The following is a 21,796-nucleotide window of genomic DNA, read 5'->3' as shown; positions in this document are numbered from 1 at the left end:
AAAATGCTTTTATAAAAGCTTGATAAGCTCTTTAGCAAGCAGGTTTTGAGGAGTTAAGCCTATGAATTCTTTTGTTTTAAAGCCTTCTTTATCATACAGCACGATTACAGGCACGCCATATATCCCGCCTACAGCCTTAGAAAAAAACTCACTCGCCTTTCTTTCATAAAAAAGTGTAAAATCAAGCTCTTTTTCATCTGCCCATGCTAAAGCGTCTTTTTCATCTTTAGCATCACCTAAGATAGTTAAAAAATCAAATTCATGAAGCTTTCTTAGCTCTTTTAAAATCGCAATTTGTTCTTTACATACCCCACAATCTTTTGTAAAAAATACCAAAGCAAAGGGCTTTTCTTGCTTAAAATCAAGTTTTTTTTCAAAACCATCAAAACTAAACTCATATATTTTGTTTGAATTTAAGGCTTTAAAATTATTTTCAAAGCAAGCACTAAAAAATAGGGCTAAAGCAAGGATAAAAGCTTTTCTTGCAAGCTTTGCCATGGCTTATCTCCTATGATTTTTTCTTGCACTATGCCATCTTTGATGATAAAAGTTGTTGGCAAAGCAAAAACAGCATATCTTTGCCAAGAAATGTCTAAATCATCTTTTAAAAGCACTATATGCTCGAGTTTAAACTCTTTTTTGATTGAGGCAATGACTTCTTTTTCATCGACTGAGTTGATGGCTAGGGCTGTGATTTTATCTTGATTGTTTTTAACAAACTCATCAAGTAAAGGAAGTTCTTTAATGCAGGCTGCACAACCATTTTCAAAAAAAACTATGATTTTAAGTCTTTGATTAAAATCGCTTAATTTTACTGGCTCGCCTTGTAAATTTTTAGCCAAAATAGACGGCGCTTCCTTGCCTAGCTCGGCTCTTTTTTCGCCCTCGCACGCTAAAAATACAAGGCTTAAAATAAGGCTAAAGATACATTGAAAAGCTCTCATTGCATCACTCCATGCGAAAGGATAATCATCTCATCAGCTTGTTTTGCTAAGGCTTCATTGTGCGTGATGAGCACTATACTTTTGCCTTCTTTTTTAAGTTTTTGCAAAAGCTCAAGCACGATTTGCTCGTTTGCCTCATCTAAATTTCCAGTTGGTTCATCGGCAAGCAAAAGCTCTGGGTTATTAATCAAAGCCCTTGCTATGCAAAGTCTTTGCTGTTCGCCTCCGCTAAGCTGGCTTGGTAAATGACTAAGGCGGTGTGCTAAACCCACTTTTTCAAGCACAGCCTTAGCATCGCTTTGTTCTATACTTGAGTGATAGTATTGTGCAAGCATGACATTTTCAAGAGCATTAAGATAAGGGATAAGATGAAATTGCTGGAAAATCAACCCTATTTTTTCACGGCGAATTTTTATCTTTGCTTCTTCATCAAGCTCATCTGTGTTTATACCATCTAAAAAATAATGCCCAAAACTTGGAATATCAAGCAAAGAAAGTATGTTTAAAAGTGTTGATTTGCCACTTCCTGAAGGTCCCATGATACTGAGCCACTGCCCTGTTTTTAGGCTAAAATTTATATCTTGTAAGGCTTTTAACTCGCCAAAATTCTTAGATAAATGTTCTACTTTGATAATTTCTTTCATTTACTCACCTTTCAAATTCTCACAAATATTAATCTTTAATGCCTTTTTAATAGGAAAATACGCCGCAAAAAAGACAAAAACAAAGGCTATACACAGAGCAAAAAAAGCAGCTTTAAAGCGAAAATCAATGCCAGCATTAAAGATCAAATAGCCAAAAATATTTGCCAAAATATAGCCAAAAATCACTCCAAAAATACAAGCAATAAGGGTTAAAACAAGGCATTCTAAAGCAAAAAGCTTGATAATATCTTTTTTTGAGCCACCTAAGGCTAAATGCAAGGCTATTTCTTTTTTTCTTGAAAAGATGATAGAGCTAAGCGTGGTATTTACGCTTGTTGAAGCGATGATTAAAACCACAAGCACGATTAAAAACATTAAGGCTTTAAGCTTATCAAGCACCAAACCTTCACTTAAGGATACAGATGAAATAGGCTTAGCAAACAATTCATCATTACTAAGCTGCAAAGCTTTTTCACTCACTTGCTTAAAATCTCCATCAACCAAAGCCTGAGCATAGTGTATGCCAAAATATCCACTTAAGTTTTGCACCACAGCCAAATCAGCGATAAGGAGGCTATCAAGTTCATCAGAGCTGTGAATAATGCCTTTGATTTTAAGCTTTATGCTTTTTGAATTTAAGGGATTAAAAAGCTCAAGTTCTGAGCCTATTAAGTCCTCAAGCTTTGCTTGCTTGTTGCCACTAATGAGCCTTGCGGCTAAGTCTATGCCTAAAAAAGCTGAGTTTTGATCAAAGCTGCTTAAAGAAAAATTTCCAAATCTTGCTTCAATAAAAGGCTTGCTTAGCTTTAAAGCCTTAAAATCAGTGCCTAAAACAAGAGTATCTTGCCCCCATGCATTTAAAAAAGTATAAAGATAAGGCGTGATTTTAAGCTCTTTTGCAAGCTTTTTATAGTTTTCATTGCTGATAAGCTCATCTTCTTTGGTGGCTGAGATAGTAAGATTTGCCCCATAAGCTTTTAATTCTTTAGAAAGCCTAGTATCAATGTCAAAATAAATATTTAAAAAAGCCACACTTACACAAACAGCAAGAAAGATAGCCAAAACCATAATAAAAACGCGTTGATATGAAAAAATAAGGCTTTTAAAAAGCTGTTTTAAGACAAAGTCATTTACCATAAAGCACCTGCACTTCGCTTTGTTCGCTTATGCTCCTTAATGCAAACAAGCAGGCTAAAAGCACAGCTAAGCCAGCAAAAACCATACAAAGCGGTAAAATGATAAAAGAAATAGGGATAAAATAAGCAAAGATATTTAAAGCAATAAGCTCACTTAAAGCTACTCCAAAAACAAAGCCAAAAAAAGCTGCGATGAGTGCAACGCATAAGTTTTCACCAGCAAAAATAAGATAAATTTGTCCTACACTTGCTCCTAAAACCCTTAAAAGTCCTATTTCTTTCTTTCTTGCGTGAAGCTCAGAACTCATCAAAGAAGCAATGGCTATGGAAGAGATGATAAGAGAGATTAAGGCTGTGGCGATCATGAGGGTTTGAATTTTTGTAACGATTAAATTTTCAGCATCTGAAATAGCAGTTTGAGCCTTTGCACTCGCTCCTTGAAAATCTTCTTCGATCTGATAGGCTATGGAGCCAACATAAGCCGTGCAAAACCACATATCAAACTCAACACTATCAAGCGAGCTAGCTCCCAAACGCCTTGCTTTTTGAGCCAAGTCATTTTCAGGTATGGTTAAGGCTGAAACCTCAGCTTTAAAAAACAAGCCTTCCTTGTGCAAAAGTTTTTGAGCTAGGGCTAAAGAAGTGATGATTTTATTTGCGTTTTTATCAAAATTATGTACTATGCCTACAACCTTGACTTTTTGATCGTTAAGCACAAATTCATCATTTAAGCTCAAAGCATTTTTACTTGCAAACTCATCGCCCAACATCACTTCATCTAAACTATCATCATTTGCATATCGCCCATTAATCTTAAGCACAGGATAAAGTTCTTTTATACCGGTGTGAAAATCATCTTCATCAGCTATATCAAGCTTTTTATCAAAATAAGTGCCTAGTATGCTTACTTGCTTATCATTCATCATCACCTTGCCTTCTAAAAAAGGTGCAAAAGCTGTGATATTGTTTCGCCAAAAAATTTCTTTTATGGTGTGAAGCTTTGATTCTTCAAGATAGCTTTTATCTTTTAAAGGCTCAAGCACCTTATCGCCAAGTTCTACGCTCAAACTTGCGCCCTTTGGTAAAACGATGATATTTGCACCATAACTTCTTAGTTCTTTGCTTAACTCATTGCCTATGCCAAGCGTGATATTAAGCATAGTTGCAAGCAGCAAGCTTGCTAAAAAGCAGCTTAGAAAGACAAGAACTTTTTGGGTTTTATTTCTAAAGATAGAATTTTTTATCATTTTTAAAAGCATGCTTTATCCTTGAGTTTTAAACACGGCACTAAGATTGTGATCGAGATATTGTTCAGGCTCTTTTTTAAACGCCTCATAATTTTCTTCATTATCAAAATAATAAGTCAGCCCAGCATAGATATAAGAATACCTTGCTTTAAGGTTGATCAGCTTAGTTTTAGAAACTGGATCTTGCACCTCAAGTTCTTTTACCTCAGTAAAGAAATTTGAACCCTTAATCACATCTTCAAGTTTTATGCGTATCTTTTCTCCATCAAATTCATAGGCTAGTGGGATAGGATTGCACCCACCTTCCTTGCCTACACTAGGTAGAAAAATCCGCACATTACAACTAATACAAATAAGCTCACTGCCCCTTTGCACATAGCCCATATCCCCACAAATCGCACAAGCATCAAAAACAGCTACCGGCGCATCTTTATCTTCTCTTTTGTTAATCAAAAAAAAGCGTATAAGCTTGCCCTCACTGCTAATATATGCAAAGCGGTGGAGTTTATTGTCCCTTAATAAAGCCATATCAAAGACAAACTCGGCATTTTCATTTGGTAGAAGCTCGGTTGGCGTATCTATGCTTATAGGGCGTAAAGAGATAACATGAAAATACAAAATCACGCCAAAAGCAAGGACAAAACTTGCAAAATTTACGGCAAAATAAGCATTTAACTTTGCATTTAAAGCCTTGATTTGTCTATAACGCATATCAAATAAATGCTCTTTTTTAAGTTCAAACACCTTAAATCTTAAAAGCAAAAATGCCAAAACAAGCAAAAAAATCAAATACGCATACACAAAAAATTGTGCATAATACACACTTTTTGCCACATAAGAAAGCAAGAGCGAATAAGTATAGATCAAGTCTTGTCTCATGGCTGTATGAAGTATATTTGCAAGAGCACTATTAAGCTCGCAAAGCAGCATAAAAGCAAAAAAGATAAAGCTTAGGCTTTGATTAAACTTGTACTGCCACCTTAAAAAAAAGAAAAAAATTAAAGCTAAGATTAAAGCTAAAATGATAAAGGCTAAGGATTTTATAGCCTCACTATCAAGTAAAGAGCTTGTAAATATAGGAAAATCCTGACTTAAAACATAATATCTTACACCAAAAGCAAAAGCAGTGATAAAGATAAAAACAAGCCTTAAAAACAAAAGCTCTTTTTTAAAAAAGCTTAAAATAAAAAGTACAAAGCTACTAAAAAGTAAAATATAAGCAAAAAAAGCTAAGCCTTGAGTTCTAGCATAAGCACTTGCAATATAAAAGGCAAAATACGCAAAGACAAAAGCAAGAAAAATCCACAAAAAAACAAAGCCAAATCTTTTAATACGCACGCTTGCAAGGCTTGCTATACAAAATAATGGCAAAAGCACGCTAAAAGCGTGAAAAAAATATATACTCAAATGAAAGCCTTTTTATACTTAAATTTAAACCATTGCTTAAAGCAGAACTAGGCATTTTCAAGCCAAATTCTAGCCTAACTTAGTTAAAAAGAGTTTTAAATTTAAATATAAAAGCCTCTATTATAGAGGCTTTACACTCATTTAGGAGCGCCTGTGTATTTGAATTTATAGCTTACCTTAAATGGTTCAAACCACTTGCCAACGCCTGTTTCAGCGTCTGTATGACGACCAAAACCTTGTTTTTCTGGATTAGTAATCACATAAGTTAGTTCATAATTTCCTGGACCAAATTTACCACTTTTGTCTTTTTCCATAGCGATATTTGCACCATAGTGAGGACCATCATCAGCCACCATAGGCATAAAAGTTCCTCTTTTTACTCCATTTGTATCAAGGTTTTTAAGCTCATAAGCTATGCTAAGATATGGTATCCAAAAGCCTTCTGGAAAGCCGTTTTTATTGCCCTTAATAGCGTGAATATCAGCTTCAAGGTGAATATCAGCTAAAGAAGCTGCTAAATCAATACCACGTGGCTCCATTTCTATAGGCTGAAGATACACAGCAGCTATTTCCATGCCATTAATCTCATGTGGATCGCCAATTGGCACCTCTGCGCTGAATGCGTTGCTTGTAAACACAGCTGCTGCTGCGATGCTTAATAATGCTTTTTTTAACATTATCTAACTCCTTTTTTAGTGAATTTTTGTGTTATAACAATGCCCAAAATGAGCAAGATTAAAACTATAAACTGAGGAATGAGCGTTTCATAGTATGGATAAACCCCAAGCCACAAAATAGGCTCAAAATGAAAAGGCAAGAGTGAAGGCGTGATAAGTTTGCCCTCGATAAGCTCGCCTATGCCCTTGCCTGTAAAGACAAAGATCATATAAAAAATGATATAAGAGACTATATAAAAAAACTGCTTCACTGGAATTTTAATCGCTCCAGCCTTAAGCAAGAAATAAAGCACAACTAACAAGGCTAAGCCCACGCCAAGCCCTATAAAAATAGCTGAATAATCAGTGCTTGTCTTTGCATCAAAGAATAAGGCTTGATAAAAAAGCACAGTTTCAGCCCCTTCTCTATATACAGCTAAAAAGACTGTAAGCCAAAGCGTTTTAGCTGAATTATTTGAGATGGCTTCTAAGGCTTGTCCTTTGATATAGCTTGCCCATTTTTGATTGTGTGCGTTTGAAAGCAGCCAAAAGCCCACATAAAAGAGCAAGGCTACAGCTATAAGCATGGTAATGCCTTCTATAAGCTCTCTGCTTTGCCCTGAGTTTTCTTTGAAAATCCAAGAAACAAAAAAGGCAGTGATAAAACTTAAAACTATCCCTGTTAAAAGGGCTGAATAGGCTATATTTAAGCGGTTTTTATTGCCACTTTGAATAAGATATGAAACTATAGCCACCACGATGATTAAGGCTTCTAAGCCCTCTCTTATAATGATACCAAAAGCCCAGATGAAAAGCGAATACGGCGTGCTTGTTTGCACTAGATCAACAGCCTTGCTAAGCTCGGCATTTAAGGCGTCAAAATTAGCTTTTAAGGCTGATTTATCAGCACTTGATTTGATCAAAGCTACACCTTGAGAAAAAAGGCTTTCTATCTTGAGCTTTAAGCTGCTATCAACAGCACCAACTTTACTTTCCATGCCACTTGCTTCAAAGATGTCTAAATAGGTATTTTGCAAGGCATCTATACTTGAGTTTGAAAAACCTTGATAATCATCAAGTATATTATCTAAGGCTATGCGTATATCATCAGCAACCTTTGAATAATCCCTAGTATTTATTTCATCTTCATTAAAGCCTTGCACCTGTATCTTTGCAAACTGCTCCTTTGGAATTTGTAAAAAAGCATTAAAAAGCAAGTCTTCTATATCCTCAAGCTCATTTCTTAGGGTTTTTTCATCGATGTTTTGTTCATTGATCTTAGTAATGAGTGAGCGAATGGCGGCTTGAATTTTTCTATCAAGTCCAGCTGTAGTGTGATTGCTTATAGCAATTTCTACTTTTGAGTTTCTATACTCATCAAATAAAGCACTATTAAGATAATCCTTAGCCTCTTGGAATTTTTCATTTTTAAAACTGCTTGCAGCTTGGTTAAATTTACCCGAGATGGTATCAAGCAAGAATTGCAACTTAGGCTCAAGAGCTGAGGCATTTTGAAGCTGGGCTATGACATCGGCGTCATTTTGAGAATTTAAATTATTTGAATTGTTTTCATTATCTATGTTGTTTGTATTTGAAGTATTTGAGCTTTCATCACTTGATGCCCCAAACATAGAAGCAAATAAAGCATCAGCTTCAGCCTGTCTTTTGGCATTTTCTTCAAGTGAAGACTTCGCAGCTTCTTCATCGCTTAAGCCATCTTGGGTTTTTTCTGCCTTAAGCCTAAAGCCTGTTTGAATGATAGGTGCAACCTCGTCAAGATCAAAAACAAGCCCTTCTATAAGAGCAGTGATATGAGCTAGATTGGCTTCATCTTTATACATACGACGCAAATTAGAAAATTTACGCTCCATAGTAATAGCCTTACGTCCTATGTTGCGTCCTATAGTGCCTTCCATATTCTCAAAATGCTGAAAATAAGCGTCCTCAACCTTTTTCTTTGCTTCATTTGCCTTGCCATCTTTATAGAGTGTTAAGCTCTCATTTAAAAGCCCCTTAATAAGCTCAGCTTCAGCTATATAATCATCAACGCGAGCAAAACTAAAACTCACACTCAAAAACAAAAAGGCAAAAAATAATCTTATCTTTAGCATTAGCTTTCCTTAAAAATATCCCAATAATGCTTTTAATACTATTGTAGTTATTTGTATATTTGATAAAAGTGTAATACTTATTAGCTTAATTTTAGATAAAAGTTATCAAAATTAGAGCTTGTTGATAGATTTTTTAAAAAAACCTTGAAAGATCAAGGTTTTATGGGGCTTCATAGCATTTTTATTTTACTCACTGAGATCATCATTCATTTTCGAAGTCACTTCAAGCAAATCAAAAGCAGCGATAAATTGGTCTAAATCCTCATAATGAAGCACAAATTCTTCAAGCAAAAGCTCTATATCATCTCGACTTAACTCAAGATAAGCAGTTCTATCATTTGGATTTTCTACCCTAACAACCATTGTTAATCCTTTGTTGTAATTTTCATCTGCAATTATATAAAAAATTATTAATAAAATGTTTAAAATGATACTTTTTTACAGAAATTCACATTCTTTGTAATTTTCGCGTTCGTTTTTACTCATTTTTTGGCAAATTAAGCACAAACCTTGAGTTTAAAAAGCTTTATTTCAAGCTAAAATCGCTCTTAAATTCGCAATGTATTCTTTTACATTTTTTTCTTGCATTAAACTTGATCGCAAGCAAACACCTGAGATTGAGCTTTCTTTGAGCTGGGTTAGAGTCTTTAAATTTATACCTCCTACAGCATAAATAGGAATTTTAGCATTTTTACATAACTCATTTAAAAAATTTAGTCCTTTTGGTGCTAAATCTTCTTTGCAAGAGCTTTCAAAAATATGCCCAGCTATAGCATAATTGCACTTAAAATACTCAGCCAAAAAAAGCTCTTCTTCACTATGCACTGAAGTGCCAATAAGATGAAAGTATTTCACAAGTCTAGGTTCAGCCTTTAAGATATCTAAAGGGCAGTGAAAATACCTGTGATTTAGCTTTAAGGCGACCTTATCAAAATAATGCAAAATGCAAGTTGTTTTGTGCTTTGCGCAAATTTTTAATACCTCTTTAGCTAGATCATAATACTTTGCTTCGCTAAGTTCTTTTTCCCTTAAGATCAAAGCATCGATTTTTGCTTTTGCAAGCCTTTCAACACGTTTTAAAAAGTCCTCTTCACAAAGCTTGCTCTCAGTAATAGCAATGATTTTTTTAGCCCACATAAATACTATCACTCATCACAGCTTGTAATTTTGCTTTTTTAAGCATAGAAAAAACCTCAGCCACGCTTCGCTCATCGCTGATTTGAAACTGATCATCGCCTTTTTTCTCGCCTGAATGCTCGCCTATACCTACTGAAACCCCAGCTGAAATTTTAGTCGCTACTATGTCAATGATCTTATCTCTAAAGCCAGCCCTTTCTCGCGTTGAAACCACTATATTTGCAAAGGGTAAAAAAATCCTATACGCACATAAAACCTGTAAAAGTCTTGCTTCAGTTACATCTTTTGGGCTGATTTTGCGGTTACCTAAAATGGGACGAAGTCTTGGTGCAGAAAGTGAAAGTTCAGCATGAGGATAAGCTTTTTGCAAAAAATAAGCATGCAAGGCTGTAGCAAGGGCGTCTTTTTCAAACTCATCTATACCAAGCAAAGCCCCAAAGCCAACCCCTCTCATACCAGCTTTTAAAGCCCTTTCTTGTCCATTAAAGCGGTAAGGAAAGACGCGTTTTTCCCCAAAGATATGAATTTTTTCATACTTTTGGGCATTATAAGTTTCTTGATAAATAGTCACAAATTCACAGCCATTTTTATGTAAAAGCTCGTATTCATCAACATTCATCACATAAACTTCTACCCCAACGACTTTAAAATACTCCTTAGCAATCTTACAAGCTTGTGCGATATACTCCACACTTGCATGCTCTCTTCCCTCTCCAGTAAGTAAAAGCACTTCTTGCAAGCCTGTATCAGCTATGGCTTGCATCTCAGCTCTTATTTCAGCCTCACTGAGTTTTGCTCTAGCTATGGCATTGCCCTTTTGAAAGCCACAATATACGCATTTACTTTCACAATAATTACTCAAATAAAGCGGAGTAAAAAGAGCGATAGAATTTCCAAAATGCCTTTTTGTAAGCATTCTTGCCTTAAAAGCAAGCTCTTCTAAAAAAGCACTTGCTGCTGGACTAAGCAAGGCTTTTAAGCCTTCTATACTTAAGCTTTCACTTTGCAAGGCTTTTAAAACCTCAGCTTGAGTATAATTTTCTTTGTGATAAGAACTCACTTGGGCTAAAACATTTTGAAGCACCTTAGAATGAATTTCTTGCATATTGCTTTCATATTCAAACACACTTTTTTTACTCATTTTTTAATCCCTTAAAAAGCCAGTAAGTGGAGATGAAGCCCTAGCAAGCTTACTTTGCCCTGCTATGCCAGCTAAAAAGCCTTCCCTGCCAGCTTCTATAGCGAGTTTAAAAGCTCTTGCCATTTGAGGGATATTTGAAGACAAGGCTATAGCGGTGTTAATCATCACCGCACTTACACCCATTTGCATAGCCTCGCACGCTTGTGCTGGACTGCCAAGTCCTGCATCAACGATGATAGGTAAATCAAGCTCATCAAGTAAAATTTGAATAAAATCCTTAGTTCTTAAGCCCTTATTTGTGCCTATGGGTGCTCCAAGTGGCATGATAGCAGCCGCTCCAGCATCACGCATAGCCCTTGCTGCATAAAGGTCTGGATACATATAAGGTAAAGGCGTAAAACCTTCTTTTGCAAGCAGTTCAACAGCCTTTATGCTTTCATAATTATCTGGTAAAAGATACTTACTATCTCGTATCACTTCTATTTTAATCATTTCAGCCCCACACAGCTCTCTTGCTAGCTGAGCTATTTTTAAGGCTTCCTCAGCCGTCCTTGCTCCGCTTGTATTTGGCAAGATAGTGATATTTTTAGGGATATAATCAAGTATATTTTCAAGCTTACCTGTATGAGCGCGTCTTAAAGCAAGGGTGATAATCTCAACATTTGCCTCTTTAATCGCCGCTTCAATAAGCTCAAGGCTAAATTTACCAGAACCAAGTATAAAGCGAGAATTAAACTCAAATTTTCCAAGTTTTAATGTATGCAAAGTATAGTCCTTATTTTTTGTCAATTTTATAGCATTCAAGCTTAAAAAAATGTGAGAAAGGGTTTAAATGAAGAAAAAAACTTAAATTTTATCTTTATTTTTCAAAATGGTTTCAAAACTTTGTAAGGATTGTTTGATCTTTTGACTTTCAAGTTTTCTTGTGATAAAAACGAGCTTTGAGCCATTTTGTTCATCTTTTTTAATATGGCTTGGTGTGTGCATGATATGCAAAACAGCGTTGATATTCACTAAAAAATCCTCTCCTGTATCAATAATGCCTTTTACTCTTAACACCTGCGTTCCGTATCGGTGCAAAAGCATACTTAGCCATATGCCAAAAGCACTCCAATTTACACTATAATCAAATTCTAAAGCCAAACTTTCAAAATCTTCTTCATGCGTTTTTATAAGGCTAAAGTCTTGAAATTTAGCCTTTTTATCCAAAGAAAATAGCTCTTCATGACTAAAATCTTGTTTATCAACAATACTTGCGCTTGGATTTAAGCTTTGAAGCTCTTGTATTAAGCTTTTATCTGCTTTTTTAAGATCAGTTTTTGTAAGCATTATGCTATCGGCTAAAATGATTTGATCTTTGGCTTCTTGATTTTGCAAGTGTAAATGAGCATTAAGCGTATCAACGCACACAAGAGTATTTTGCAAGATGAAATGATTGCTTAAAAAAGCATCGCTAAGCAAGGTAAAAGCTATGGGAGCAACATTAGCCAGTCCCGTAGTTTCTATAATGACTTTTTTTAAATGCTTTTGCTTTAAATCATAGCTATCAAGGAGTTCTTTTAAGCCTTTGATAAGATCAAGCCTTTTATTACAGCACACACAACCTGAGTTTAGCACCAGCATTTGCTCATCTTTATAGGCTATGCTTGGCTTTAAGATGCGTCCATCAAGGGCGATTTGTCCAAGTTCATTAACAATGACAGCCAAACCCTCATCATCATAATGCCTTAAAAACTCATTTAAAAAGCTTGTCTTGCCACTTCCTAAAAAGCCTGTGATTAAGATGATGGGGATTTTAGCCATGATGTTCTTTTAAAAAATTGATAAAATTTAAGTCCAAAATGTCAATGGGTTTTGAACTAAGCTCTTCAGCCTTAAGCCATAAATCCCCAAGATCATTTACGATAAGGCTTTTACCCTTCTTATCACTGAGTATAAATTTAGAGTTTTGCCACTCTTTGATACTTAAACCATAAAAGGCAAGGACAAGCCCTAAAAGCTTAGCTCTTTCAAGTCTTGATCTTTGCCTTTCTTTTTGATTTTCACCAGCACTTATGCTTGCTTTTTCTTCTTTAAAGCTAACATCACTCCAGTGAAAAGAGCTTATGAGCTCGCCGCATAAAATGCACATTATTAGCTTGCCTTATTTTTTACGCGGACTTCTTTTTAAGAAATCATCAGCAATTTCATTAAAATTTACCCATCTTACGCCTTCGTGGCTGTTGATATGAGAGATGATTTTTTCATGCATCATTAAAACCTGAGGACGCCCACTTACATCAGGGTGTATAGTCATAGCAAACACTGCATAATCCATTTCTCTATATACCCAGTCAAACTGATCAATCCACATTTGTCCTATATCTCTTGGAGAGACAAAACCAAAGCTATTTGGGGATTTTTTAATAAACATCATCGGCGGTAAATCATCTAAATACCAATTAGCTGGAATTTCTACCAAATCAGTTTCTTTTCCTCTTACCAAAGGCTTCATCCAGTCTTTTGCCTCAGCTGAATAATCAATCTTCGTCCAACTATCGCCAACTCTTACATAATAAGGACTAAAATCATTATGCATTAAAGAATGATCGTATTTTATGCCATGTTTAAGCAAAAGTTCATTGGTGATATTTGAAAACTCCCACCACGGCGCAACATAGCCAGTTGGCTTTTTGCCGGTTAAACCTTTGATGAGTTCTATACTCTTAAGCAAAACATCTTCTTCTTGTTTAGCACTCATAGCTATTGGATTTTCATGTGAATACCCATGCGCGCCTATTTCATGTCCTGCATCAACGATCATTTTCATTTGCTCTGGAAAGGTTTCTATAGAATGTCCTGGTGCAAACCAAGTAGCTGGGATATTATGTCTTTTAAAAAGTTTTAAAAGTCTTGGTATGCCAACTTCTCCTGCAAAAAGTCCTCTTGAAATATCATCTGGGCTATCCTCACCCCCATAACTTCCAAGCCAACCTGCAACCGCATCAATATCCACGCCATAAGCCACTAAAATTTCTTTTGCCATTTTTTCTCCTTTAAAATGATTTGAGTTTTGCTAAATAACTGCTTGTAAGCTCTAAGTTAATATCTTTTAAATACGGGATATTTTCTCTTTGAGCTCTGATAAGATCTAAATTTAGCTCCTGCACTATGCATTCATTTTTATTCTTAGCCTGTTTTAAAACCTTAGCCTGAGGATTAATAATGCGTGATTTACCAGCAAATTCAAGCTTTTCTTTGCTTGAATAATGTAACTCAAAAGAGCTATGATTTGAAGCGATAACATAGCAAGCATTTTCTAAGGCTCTTGCTCTTAAAGCAAGCTCCCAAGCATAAGTTCTTGCCTTACCAAAAGCACTTGGATAAGCTAAAATTTCAGCCCCACTTAAAGCCAAAATCCTCGCACCCTCACTAAAACCAAGCTCATAACAAATTTGCAAGCCAATTTTTACTTTGAATTTTTTAAAATCCAGCTCAAATACTTCATATTTTTTACCCTGTTCAAAACGTTCTTTTTCTTCGCCCCAAAGATAAATTTTGCGGTATTTTCCCAAGAGCTTACCCTCAGCTGAAAGCACAAAAGCTGTATCAAAAATTTGATGATTTTCTTTTTCAAGCGTGCAGGCTATAAGAAAGGTTTTGGTATTTTTTGCAAAGTTACTTAAGGCTTTAAAAGCAAAATGTGAGTGTGGATTTGAAAAATCAAGAGCAAGCTCAAAGTCCTTATCATTAACGCAATATCCGCTATCAAAAAGTTCTGGAAAAACAATGAGTTTTGCACCCTTATCAACGCCTTTTTGAGCAAGTTTTAAAGCAAGCTTGACATTTTTTTCAACTTCATAAGGCTTGCTTTTCATTTGTATGCTTGCGACTTTTAATTTTCTCATTTGTTTAATCTTTGTTAAGTTTTTATTTTCATTTTAAAGCTTTAAAACTTAAAAAACACTAACAAAAGTTTAAAAACAACTTTTTTTCAAGAAAATGTTACAAATATGACTTTTTACAAAGTAAGTAAATCTAAACTAAATTCTCACAAATTCTCTCGCCCATCTCAGAGCAAGTGATTTTAATGCCTTCATTTGCATAAATATCAGCTGTTCTATAGCCTTGTTCTAAGGTTGTTTGTACAGCTTTTCGTATGGCTTTAGCTTCGTTTTGTAAATTTAAACTCAACTCAAGCATTAAGGCTGCACTTAAAATGGTGCCTATGGGATTGGCTAGATTAAGCCCTGCTATATCAGGAGCTGAGCCATGTATTGGCTCATAAAGTCCAAAATTTTTATCACTTAAAGACGCTGAAGGTAAAACACCCAAAGTTCCGCTTAAAACACTAGCCTCATCACTTAAAATATCCCCAAACATATTTTCAGTTAAAATCACATCAAATTCACTTGGATTTTTGCAAAGTTGCATGGCTGCATTATCTACATACATAAAGTTTAAATTTACTTCAGGATATGAACTAGCCATATCTTGCACCACTTCTCTCCATAAACGAGAGCTTTCAAGCACATTTGCTTTATCCACGCAAGTAAGCTTTTTTTTGCGTTTTAAGGCTAATTCAAAGCCGATTTTTGCGATTTGTTTAATCTGGCTTTGTGAGTATTCAAGCTCATCTTTTGCCCAAAGTTGTCCTTCTTTAAAGAAGCGTTCATGCTTACCAAAATAAATCCCGCCTATAAGCTCTCTAACAATGATAAAATCAATGCCCTTGTCTAAAATCTCAGTCTTTAAAGGACTTGAACTGCTTAATTCTTTCATCACGCTTGCTGGGCGTAAATTTGCGTATAAGTTTAAGCCCTTTCTTAAGGCTAAAAGTCCAGCTTCTGGGCGATTATGAGCTGGCTCGTTGTCCCATTTTGCTCCGCCTATAGCGCCAAAAAGCACGGCTTTGCTTTCTTTACACACCCTTAAAGTTTCTTCAGGCAAAGCCTTACCACAAGCATCAATAGCAGCCCCACCCATTAATACTTCTTCAAATTCAAAACTATGTTTGTAAATTTCAGCGATTTTTTGAAGCACTTTTAAGGCTTCATTAATGATTTCAACACCTATGCCATCGCCTTTTATCACTGCTATTTTCATCAATTTTCCTTTTTATGAGCTACAAAATTGACATAGCCATTTGCATTGATGATCTCTTGTATAAAGGGTGGAAAAGGCTGGGTTTTAAAGCTTTTATTTGTGCTTAAATTTTTAATCTCGCCTTTTTCAAAGTCTATTTCAACTTCATCATTTGCATTGATATTTGAAGCAATTTCTTCACTTTCTATGATGGCAAGCCCTATATTAATGGCATTTCTATAAAAAATGCGTGCAAAAGACTTTGCTATAATGCAACTAATCCCACTTGCTTTTATGGCTATAGGTGCATGCTCTCTACTTGAGCCGCAGCCAAAATTAAAGCCTCCCACCATAATATCGCCTTGCTTTACTTTTTTGACAAATTCCTTATCTATATCTTCCATGCAATGACTTGCTAGCTCTTTATTGTCCGTTGTATTAAGATAGCGAGCTGGGATAATGACATCTGTATCGACATTATCGCCATACCTGTGAACTTTTCCGTGTGCTTTCATCTTTTCTCCTTATAAAACTTGCTCTGGTGCGCTTAAAATTCCACTAATAGCACTTGCTGCTGCAACTTCAGGTGAGGCTAAAAAAACTTGTGAAGTTTCATGCCCCATTCTGCCAACAAAATTGCGGTTTGTGGTTGAAACGCATTTTTCATTTGCAGCTAAAATTCCCATATGTCCGCCAAGACAAGGACCACAAGTTGGAGTTGATACCACGCAACCTGCCTCGATAAAGGTTTTTAAATAGCCCTTTGTAATGCATTCTAAATAAATATTTTGAGTTGCAGGGATAACTATACAGCGAGTGTTTTTAGCGATTTTTTTACCTCTTAAAATTTCAGCTGCTACAGCCATATCGCTTAATCTTCCATTCGTGCAAGAACCAATCACAACTTGATCTATCTTAATCTCGCCCCATTCATCTTTAGTGCGTGCATTTTCTGGTAAATGCGGAAAAGCCACAGTATGATCGATCTCATCTAAATTAATGTCAAAAACTTGCTCATAATACGCATCTTCATCAGCTACAAAGATTCTTGGTTCTTTTTCACTTCTTCCCTTAGCATACTCAAGCGTGATATCATCAACGGCAAAAATGCCATTTTTTGCTCCTGCTTCTATAGCCATATTGGCTATACAAAGTCTATCATCTATGCTTAAGTTTTTAAGCCCCTCGCCCATAAATTCCATACTCTTATACAAAGCCCCATCAACACCTATCTTACCGATGATATGCAAGATCACATCCTTACCACTGATATGTGGGCGAAGCTTGCCTTTGATATTAAATTTCATAGCTTGAGGCACTTTAAACCAAGCCTTACCTGTTGCCATAGCCACACCCATATCAGTTGAGCCAACCCCTGTGCTAAAAGCTCCTAAAGCTCCATAAGTACAAGTATGTGAATCAGCCCCTATGATAAGATCGCCTATAGTTACAATGCCCTGTTCAGGTAAAAGTGCATGCTCAACGCCCATATTTCCAACATCATAATAATGCTCTATATCAAAGTCATTAGCAAAAAAGCGACATTGCTGGCTTTGAGTAGCAGCTTTTATATCTTTGTTTGGTGCAAAATGATCCATTACTAAAGAAATTTTACTTTTATCAAAAACCTTGCTGAATTTAGCCTTATTAAAGGCATTAATCGCTACTGGAGTGGTAATATCATTGCCCAAAACCATATCAAGCTTTGCCATGATAAGCTCTCCAGCACTTACAAAGTCCTTACCTGCTCCATTGGCTAAAATTTTTTGAGTCATAGTCATATTTTTCATTTTTTATCCTTTGTGATTGTTCTATTTATCGCTGTGATTAAAGCTAGTATTGAAGCGGTGATGATGTCTGTATCAATGCCAGCTCCAAAGAAGTTTTTTTGCTCACTTTGTATTAAAACATAAGCAATAGCCTTTGAGCCTGAGCCTTGAGAAAGAGCATGCTCGCTATAATCAAGCACATCAAAATCAAAGTCTAAAATGCTTTTTAAAGCCTTTGCTACTGCATCAAGTCTGCCATTTCCTAAGCCCTTAAGCTCGTGTGTTTTGCCTTGAAATTTTACTTTTAAATTGACTTTTAAATTTTCAGTTTTTTCAAAAGAAAAACTTAAAAGCTCTAAAGGCACTTTTACATTGACAAAATCGCTTTCAAAGATAGCCACTATCTCATCAGCACTAAGCTCTTTTTGCATTTGCACGGATTTTTCTTTGATATAGTATGAAAATTCCTCTCTTAAATGACTTGGCAAATTTGCCCCAAAACGCGAATTTAAGATATAAGCAATGCCACCTTTTCCACTTTGAGAATTTATGCGTATCACATCACTTTCATATACTCTACCAACATGCTTTGGGTTTAGAGGAAGATACGGCACGCTCCAAGTTTCAAGCCTTTGTTCCTCATGATAAGCCATACCTTTAGCAATGGCATCTTGATGAGAGCCTGAAAAGGCTGCAAAAACAAGCTTTCCAGAATAAGGTTGTCTTTCATACACACGCATTTTACTCACTCTTTCATAAAGCTCACAAATACGCGGTAAATCACTAAAATCAAGCCCAGGATCAACCCCATGCGTGTATAAATTCATCGCAAGCGTGATAATATCGACATTTCCGGTGCGTTCTCCATTACCAAAAAGCGTGCCCTCAACCCTATCTGCTCCTGCTAAAAGCCCAAGTTCAGCTGCAGCTGTAGCACAACCTCTATCATTGTGTGGGTGTAAAGAGATGATAACTTCCTCTCTTTGTTTAAAACGTTTTGAAAGATATTCAATCTGTGAGGCATACACATGAGGTAAAGAAAGTTCAACCGTTGCTGGAAGGTTGATGATGAGCTTTTTTTCCTTGCTTGGCTTAAACTCATCTATAATAGCATCACACACCTCAAGGGCATAATCAATCTCAGTTCCTGTAAAGCTTTCTGGTGAATACTCAAAACAAAAATTGCCCTTAGTATCCCTAGCAAGTTCTTTGATAAGCTTTGCGCCTTCAAGGGCGATTTTTTTGATCTCATCTTTGCTTTTTTTAAAGACTTGTTGTCTTTGAGCATAAGAGGTTGAATTATAAAAATGAACTATGGCATTTTTACAGCCTTTTAAGGCTTCAAAACTTTTTTTGATGATATGTTCTCTTGCCTGAGTAAGAATTTGAATGCTTACATCATCTGGGATAAAATCTTGCTCTATAAGAGTGCGGACAAAGTCAAACTCAAGCGAGCTTGCAGCTGGAAAGCCAACTTCGATCTGTTTAAAACCGATCTCAACTAAAAGCTTAAAAAACTCAAGCTTTTCTTCTATACTCATAGGCGTAATCAAGGCTTGATTGCCATCTCTTAGATCCACACTACACCAAATAGGTGCTTTGGTGATAAATTCTTTCTTACACCACTCATAACTTGGGCTTGGGGGCATAAAATAATTTCTTTGATAGTGTTTAAAACTCATAAAAAACTCCAAAAACTTATAAAAATTTAAAAAGCCTTAAAAAAAAGACTTAAAACATAAACTTAAAAAATAAAAAAATGAAAGATTACAGAGAAAGTTGCAGCAGAGCAGGCAGGGCGAGAGTGAATTGAACTTGTTTTTGCGTATGATATGTTTTCATATTTTCCTCCTGCGTTGATATTTTTAAATAAACTTGATTATAACTAAAAAATATAAATTTTTCTTTAAAATTGCAAAAACAAAGTCTTATTTTGTGTGAAATTTGCTTTTAATGAAGTATTATATCTTAGTTTGTGTTTTCATTTTGCACAAGCAATTCAAGCACTAAATTTGCCTGATGAGCCGCACAGATATTTACGCGTGGTGCCATAAGTCCATTTCCGGGCTTTGCCCCACTTACTAAGTCTCCGCACATATAAAAATTTTGAGCAATTTTTCTTGTTTGAATGCTGTTTGAGTTTCCAAAGCCAGCCAGTCCTGAAGCACAAATAAGTGTTGTATTTGGGTAGAATTTATGAAAATTTTGCGCTAACATGGCTTTAGCTGTAGCACTATCAAAGGCTTCACAGACTATATCACAATTTGAAAAAAGCTCTTTTATATTGTTTTCATCGATTTTAATTGTAAAAATTTCTATTTCTATGAAAGGATTGATTTGAGCGATTTGCTCTTTTAAAGCCTCAGTTTTAAACCTGCCTAAATCCTTGATAGCATAAGCTTGGCGGTTAAGATTGCTTGGTTCTATAATGTCAAAATCTATAAGCTTAAGCTTGCCAATCCCACTTCGTGCCAGCATTATAGCAATATGCGAGCCTAACCCACCAAGCCCACACACTGCTACGCAGGCTTTTTTAAGCTCATTATGCACTTTTGGGGTATGTCTTGCACTCATCATCGCTTCAAGTGCTTCTTTTGGAGGCATAACGCCTTTTGCTATGCAAAAAAGCTCATCTGCTTCTTTTAAATTCAAGTTTTCTTTAGTTGCAAAACCATTGATAATCCACACTTCATCAGCACTTTTACTCACGCTTTTAAAAAATTCCTCACTTGTCTTAAAGGGCGTATCCACAAACTCGCCATTAAATTTAATCCTCATCAACCACCTCCTACAAAGCTTACGATTTCAGCCTTATCATCTGCCCTTAAAATCAAGCTTTCAAACTCACTTTTTGGAACAATCTTACCATTAAGCTCAAGGGCGATAAACTCAAGCTTTAAGCCTTTTTCTTTTAAAAAATCCATAAATTTAAGCTCGTTTAAATCAAGCTTTTCTCCATTTATCATCATTTTTAATCCTTAATTTATCAGCTTATTTAAATTCTAAAAATTTTCTATCAAGTCCTTAAACACCAAACAAAGTTTATCAAAATCCTCTAAACTTACTTTTTCATCAATAGCATGAATACTATCATTTCTTACACCAAACTCGACGACTTTTACTCCAAATTCAGCAAAAAACCTCGCATCACTTGTCCCACCTTTAGTATTTAAGCTTGGGACAACTGCGGTGATTTTTTGTATGCTGTGATTAAGTTTTTGCACGATTTTGCTATCTTTATCAGTTAAAAAAGGCTTTGAGCTTTGTTTTAAGCTAAGCTCATAATTTAAACCTTTGCAAAGTTCCTCTATATAAGTTTGTATATCTTCTAACTTGCTTTGATTTGAATTTCTAACATTAAACATGATCTTAAGCTCGCTTGGAGTTACATTACTCACCTCGATGCCGCCTCTAATGTCTGTTATCACTATCTTTGAAGGAGCAAAAACTTCATCGCCTGGATCAAGATCAAAGCCGGCTAGGGATTTGAGCACTCCGGCAAACTCATGTATGGGATTAATGCATTTTTCAGGATAAGCAGCATGTCCTTGCTTACCTTTGATGAGAAGCGTGCCATTTACTGAGCCTCGCCTGCCTATCTTAAGACTATCACCAAATTTAAGCTCACAACTTGGCTCAGCAACCACCGCAAAATCAGGCAAAATTTGCTTTTCTTGCATAAATTTAAGCACTTCTTTAGTGCCATATTTTGCCTCGCCCTCCTCATCACTTGTGATAATAAGACTTAGTCTTGAACCTTTAAAATCCGCATGTTTAGCCGCATAAATAAAAGCTGCAAGCCCACTTTTCATATCTTGCGCGCCTCTGGCGATGATAAAACCATCTTTTTCAATTGGCTCAAAAGGATCACTACTCCAACCCTGCCCTGCAGGCACCACATCAATATGTCCGCCAAAAGCTAAATGCTCGCCCTCATCTTTAAATTTTTTAGTCAGCAAAAGATTTCTCACACCCTCTTTTTCTATAAAAAAAGCCTCAAATTCATCAAGCTCTAAGGCTATATAATTTAAAGCTCCATCATCATTTGGAGTAATTGATTTAAATTTCAAAAGCTCTAAAAGTAAATCTTTTGCTTGCATAGCTTGTCCTTTTTGCGAAGTTTCAAGCATTATAACACAAATTTCTTACAAAACATGGCTTTGCCTAAGATGAACTTTAACTTAAAATATTTGTTTTTCAATTTATTTTAACTTATTTTTAAGTTCATTGTTTCAACACACTTAACTCGGTATTAAGGAATAAAAGTATAATGCTATATAGCACACCAATTGAAATGAATAGCATTTTACATCTCATTAAAACCTGTAATATATCCTTCTTCATCATTTTCAGCTTTGTCGTTTTTGTCTTCTTCTACTTTAAGTTTTAATTTATCTTTACTACCTTTGATAAAGCGCTTAAGAGCATTTAAGTTATAAGCTAGGAGAAGCTTTGATACAAGCTCATAAAAACATACTTAAGGGAGGATATGTGAAATTTTTCTTTGAGTTAAAGAGGATTAAAAATACTCATTGCAAAA

At 35.6% G+C, this 21,796-nt stretch carries 23 protein-coding genes; all 23 read right to left on the bottom strand.

The features are described 5' to 3' along the window. Positions 1–9 precede the first annotated feature (9 nt). Positions 10–498 (bottom strand): TlpA family protein disulfide reductase, encoded by a 489-nt coding sequence (locus DMB95_RS04915; protein ID WP_142931161.1) that lies wholly within the window; start codon positions 496–498, stop codon positions 10–12. Next, positions 459–944, bottom strand: coding sequence for a TlpA family protein disulfide reductase (locus DMB95_RS04910; protein ID WP_142931160.1), 486 nt, complete (start codon positions 942–944; stop codon positions 459–461). Before DMB95_RS04910 ends, DMB95_RS04915 begins: the two co-directional genes overlap by 40 nt. Then, entirely contained in the window at positions 941–1,588 is a 648-nt protein-coding gene (locus tag DMB95_RS04905) for an ABC transporter ATP-binding protein (protein ID WP_142931159.1), read from the bottom strand. Before DMB95_RS04905 ends, DMB95_RS04910 begins: the two co-directional genes overlap by 4 nt. Beyond that, on the bottom strand, positions 1,589–2,725 hold the full coding sequence (locus tag DMB95_RS04900) for an ABC transporter permease (RefSeq protein ID WP_142931158.1): 1,137 nt from the start codon (positions 2,723–2,725) through the stop codon (positions 1,589–1,591). Beyond that, complete coding sequence (locus DMB95_RS04895; RefSeq protein WP_137633113.1) at positions 2,715–3,983, bottom strand: ABC transporter permease; 1,269 nt, start codon at positions 3,981–3,983, stop codon at positions 2,715–2,717. The genes DMB95_RS04900 and DMB95_RS04895 overlap by 11 nt, the downstream gene beginning before the upstream one ends. Positions 3,984–3,986: 3 nt before the next feature. Beyond that, positions 3,987–5,378: a Fe-S-containing protein gene (locus tag DMB95_RS04890; RefSeq protein WP_142931157.1), complete on the bottom strand. Its 1,392-nt coding sequence runs from the start codon at positions 5,376–5,378 to the stop codon at positions 3,987–3,989. 137 nt (positions 5,379–5,515) lie between these two features. Beyond that, entirely contained in the window at positions 5,516–6,055 is a 540-nt protein-coding gene (locus DMB95_RS04885) for an iron transporter (RefSeq protein WP_142931156.1), read from the bottom strand. Further along, positions 6,055–8,145 (bottom strand): FTR1 family iron permease, encoded by a 2,091-nt coding sequence (locus DMB95_RS04880; RefSeq protein ID WP_142931155.1) that lies wholly within the window; start codon positions 8,143–8,145, stop codon positions 6,055–6,057. The genes DMB95_RS04885 and DMB95_RS04880 overlap by 1 nt, the downstream gene beginning before the upstream one ends. 186 nt (positions 8,146–8,331) lie before the next feature. Next, the gene (locus tag DMB95_RS09555; protein ID WP_156104100.1) at positions 8,332–8,508 is read right to left on the bottom strand and encodes a hypothetical protein; all 177 of its coding nucleotides are present in this window, start codon (positions 8,506–8,508) and stop codon (positions 8,332–8,334) included. A 168-nt stretch (positions 8,509–8,676) separates the two neighbouring features. Beyond that, complete coding sequence (locus DMB95_RS04875; protein WP_142931248.1) at positions 8,677–9,282, bottom strand: thiamine phosphate synthase; 606 nt, start codon at positions 9,280–9,282, stop codon at positions 8,677–8,679. Next, entirely contained in the window at positions 9,272–10,423 is a 1,152-nt protein-coding gene (thiH, locus tag DMB95_RS04870; protein ID WP_238386955.1) for a 2-iminoacetate synthase ThiH, read from the bottom strand. Before thiH ends, DMB95_RS04875 begins: the two co-directional genes overlap by 11 nt. Positions 10,424–10,426: 3 nt before the next feature. Then, positions 10,427–11,188, bottom strand: a complete 762-nt coding sequence (locus DMB95_RS04865) for a thiazole synthase (protein ID WP_142931154.1) — start codon at positions 11,186–11,188, stop codon at positions 10,427–10,429. An 81-nt stretch (positions 11,189–11,269) separates the two neighbouring features. After that, positions 11,270–12,226, bottom strand: coding sequence for a CobW family GTP-binding protein (locus DMB95_RS04860; protein WP_142931153.1), 957 nt, complete (start codon positions 12,224–12,226; stop codon positions 11,270–11,272). Then, on the bottom strand, positions 12,219–12,554 hold the full coding sequence (locus tag DMB95_RS04855) for a hypothetical protein (RefSeq protein ID WP_137633107.1): 336 nt from the start codon (positions 12,552–12,554) through the stop codon (positions 12,219–12,221). Before DMB95_RS04855 ends, DMB95_RS04860 begins: the two co-directional genes overlap by 8 nt. Positions 12,555–12,566: 12 nt before the next feature. After that, positions 12,567–13,448, bottom strand: coding sequence for a polysaccharide deacetylase family protein (locus DMB95_RS04850; protein ID WP_142931152.1), 882 nt, complete (start codon positions 13,446–13,448; stop codon positions 12,567–12,569). A gap of 10 nt (positions 13,449–13,458) precedes the next feature. Continuing rightward, positions 13,459–14,310, bottom strand: a complete 852-nt coding sequence (locus tag DMB95_RS04845; protein ID WP_142931151.1) for a carbon-nitrogen hydrolase family protein — start codon at positions 14,308–14,310, stop codon at positions 13,459–13,461. 130 nt (positions 14,311–14,440) lie between these two features. After that, a complete protein-coding gene (gene leuB / locus DMB95_RS04840) occupies positions 14,441–15,508 on the bottom strand; it encodes a 3-isopropylmalate dehydrogenase (RefSeq protein WP_142931150.1) in 1,068 nt (355 codons plus the stop codon). Beyond that, positions 15,508–16,002 (bottom strand): 3-isopropylmalate dehydratase small subunit, encoded by a 495-nt coding sequence (gene leuD / locus DMB95_RS04835; RefSeq protein ID WP_034904199.1) that lies wholly within the window; start codon positions 16,000–16,002, stop codon positions 15,508–15,510. The genes leuB and leuD overlap by 1 nt, the downstream gene beginning before the upstream one ends. A gap of 9 nt (positions 16,003–16,011) precedes the next feature. Next, positions 16,012–17,277, bottom strand: a complete 1,266-nt coding sequence (gene leuC / locus DMB95_RS04830; RefSeq protein ID WP_221886037.1) for a 3-isopropylmalate dehydratase large subunit — start codon at positions 17,275–17,277, stop codon at positions 16,012–16,014. Next, positions 17,274–18,938 carry a 2-isopropylmalate synthase gene (locus tag DMB95_RS04825; RefSeq protein WP_142931149.1) on the bottom strand — a complete coding sequence of 555 codons (1,665 nt, stop codon included), beginning with the start codon at positions 18,936–18,938 and terminating at the stop codon, positions 17,274–17,276. Before DMB95_RS04825 ends, leuC begins: the two co-directional genes overlap by 4 nt. Before the next feature lie 286 nt (positions 18,939–19,224). After that, a complete protein-coding gene (gene thiF, locus DMB95_RS04820; protein WP_185906681.1) occupies positions 19,225–20,034 on the bottom strand; it encodes a thiamine biosynthesis protein ThiF in 810 nt (269 codons plus the stop codon). Next, a complete protein-coding gene (thiS, locus tag DMB95_RS04815) occupies positions 20,034–20,225 on the bottom strand; it encodes a sulfur carrier protein ThiS (RefSeq protein ID WP_142931147.1) in 192 nt (63 codons plus the stop codon). The genes thiF and thiS overlap by 1 nt, the downstream gene beginning before the upstream one ends. A gap of 33 nt (positions 20,226–20,258) precedes the next feature. Continuing rightward, complete coding sequence (gene dapE / locus DMB95_RS04810) at positions 20,259–21,356, bottom strand: succinyl-diaminopimelate desuccinylase (RefSeq protein WP_142931146.1); 1,098 nt, start codon at positions 21,354–21,356, stop codon at positions 20,259–20,261. Between the last annotated feature and the right edge of the window lie 440 nt (positions 21,357–21,796).

This window comes from Campylobacter sp. MIT 12-8780, from assembly GCF_006864535.1.
Taxonomy (GTDB): Bacteria; Campylobacterota; Campylobacteria; order Campylobacterales; family Campylobacteraceae; genus Campylobacter_D.
The sequence above is the reverse complement of the archived record's forward strand: the minus strand, read 5'-3'. Positions and strand labels throughout refer to the sequence as shown.

Bases quoted from the DNA above. Each gene is read 5' to 3' on its own strand.
- DMB95_RS04910 (WP_142931160.1), bottom strand. From the start codon at position 944: ATGAGAGCTTTTCAATGTATCTTTAGCCTTATTTTAAGCCTTGTATTT.
- DMB95_RS04915 (WP_142931161.1), bottom strand. From the start codon at position 498: ATGGCAAAGCTTGCAAGAAAAGCTTTTATCCTTGCTTTAGCCCTATTT.
- DMB95_RS04885 (WP_142931156.1), bottom strand. From the start codon at position 6,055: ATGTTAAAAAAAGCATTATTAAGCATCGCAGCAGCAGCTGTGTTTACA.
- DMB95_RS04860 (WP_142931153.1), bottom strand. From the start codon at position 12,226: ATGGCTAAAATCCCCATCATCTTAATCACAGGCTTTTTAGGAAGTGGC.
- DMB95_RS04855 (WP_137633107.1), bottom strand. From the start codon at position 12,554: ATGTGCATTTTATGCGGCGAGCTCATAAGCTCTTTTCACTGGAGTGAT.
- leuC (WP_221886037.1), bottom strand. From the start codon at position 17,277: ATGAAAAATATGACTATGACTCAAAAAATTTTAGCCAATGGAGCAGGT.
- DMB95_RS04825 (WP_142931149.1), bottom strand. From the start codon at position 18,938: ATGAGTTTTAAACACTATCAAAGAAATTATTTTATGCCCCCAAGCCCA.
- thiS (WP_142931147.1), bottom strand. From the start codon at position 20,225: ATGATGATAAATGGAGAAAAGCTTGATTTAAACGAGCTTAAATTTATG.
- DMB95_RS04850 (WP_142931152.1), bottom strand. From the start codon at position 13,448: ATGGCAAAAGAAATTTTAGTGGCTTATGGCGTGGATATTGATGCGGTT.
- DMB95_RS04895 (WP_137633113.1), bottom strand. From the start codon at position 3,983: ATGCTTTTAAAAATGATAAAAAATTCTATCTTTAGAAATAAAACCCAA.
- DMB95_RS04900 (WP_142931158.1), bottom strand. From the start codon at position 2,725: ATGGTAAATGACTTTGTCTTAAAACAGCTTTTTAAAAGCCTTATTTTT.
- thiH (WP_238386955.1), bottom strand. From the start codon at position 10,423: ATGAGTAAAAAAAGTGTGTTTGAATATGAAAGCAATATGCAAGAAATT.
- DMB95_RS04875 (WP_142931248.1), bottom strand. From the start codon at position 9,282: ATGTGGGCTAAAAAAATCATTGCTATTACTGAGAGCAAGCTTTGTGAA.
- DMB95_RS09555 (WP_156104100.1), bottom strand. From the start codon at position 8,508: ATGGTTGTTAGGGTAGAAAATCCAAATGATAGAACTGCTTATCTTGAG.
- DMB95_RS04845 (WP_142931151.1), bottom strand. From the start codon at position 14,310: ATGAGAAAATTAAAAGTCGCAAGCATACAAATGAAAAGCAAGCCTTAT.
- thiF (WP_185906681.1), bottom strand. From the start codon at position 20,034: ATGAGGATTAAATTTAATGGCGAGTTTGTGGATACGCCCTTTAAGACA.
- DMB95_RS04905 (WP_142931159.1), bottom strand. From the start codon at position 1,588: ATGAAAGAAATTATCAAAGTAGAACATTTATCTAAGAATTTTGGCGAG.
- leuD (WP_034904199.1), bottom strand. From the start codon at position 16,002: ATGAAAGCACACGGAAAAGTTCACAGGTATGGCGATAATGTCGATACA.
- DMB95_RS04880 (WP_142931155.1), bottom strand. From the start codon at position 8,145: ATGCTAAAGATAAGATTATTTTTTGCCTTTTTGTTTTTGAGTGTGAGT.
- leuB (WP_142931150.1), bottom strand. From the start codon at position 15,508: ATGAAAATAGCAGTGATAAAAGGCGATGGCATAGGTGTTGAAATCATT.
- dapE (WP_142931146.1), bottom strand. From the start codon at position 21,356: ATGCAAGCAAAAGATTTACTTTTAGAGCTTTTGAAATTTAAATCAATT.